The sequence below is a fragment of the Phormidesmis priestleyi BC1401 genome, assembly GCF_001650195.1.
GTDB lineage: Bacteria > Cyanobacteriota > Cyanobacteriia > Leptolyngbyales > Leptolyngbyaceae > Phormidesmis_A > Phormidesmis_A priestleyi_B.
Genome location: NZ_LXYR01000192.1, coordinates 1 through 556, shown reverse-complemented (window position 1 = coordinate 556; position 556 = coordinate 1). Strand labels below are relative to the sequence as shown.

Sequence of the window (556 nt, the reverse complement as noted above, 5' to 3'; positions counted from 1 at the left end):
CCGCCGCCAGTCGATGACACGCGCACTGCGACTACTACAGCAGCGCCGACGGAGCAGAAGAAGGGCATGAGTAATGTTCAGAAAGGAGCAGTCGTGCTGGCTGGAGCTGCCGCTCTTTACTATCTTTATAACCAGCACAAACACGCGCAGGCACAGGCAGGCGAGAACGGACAGTATTACCTTTCTAAAAACGGTCGCGTTTATTACCGGGATGCAAACCATCAAGCGCATTGGGTAACCCCACCGCCCAATGGCATTACGGTGCCAGCCGCAGATGCGCAACAGTACCGTGACTATCAAGGGTATGACAACCAGACCACCGGACGTGACCTCACGTCGTTGCCAGAAGCGCAGTCAGCAACCAACTGAGTTGCTTGACAGAACGCACGTGGGCACTAGATAACAAAATCAATTTTGTAAACATTGGAGGACGATTATGGTAGGCGATTTTTTACGCAAAGCAGCCGATGCCTTACTAGGCGATCAGCCAGCAGAGAGCGAGAATCAACCACCGCGACCCGCGAGTGAAGACCCGTATGGCGATCCGGCAAATCAA

The 556-nt window shown here is 53.6% G+C and carries 1 protein-coding gene; it reads left to right on the top strand.

What is annotated here, in order from left to right; all coding sequences use genetic code 11:
* On the top strand, positions 1-369 hold a 369-nt coding region (locus A8707_RS26390; protein ID WP_068820430.1), incomplete at its 5' end, for a hypothetical protein.
* Between the last annotated feature and the right edge of the window lie 187 nt (positions 370-556).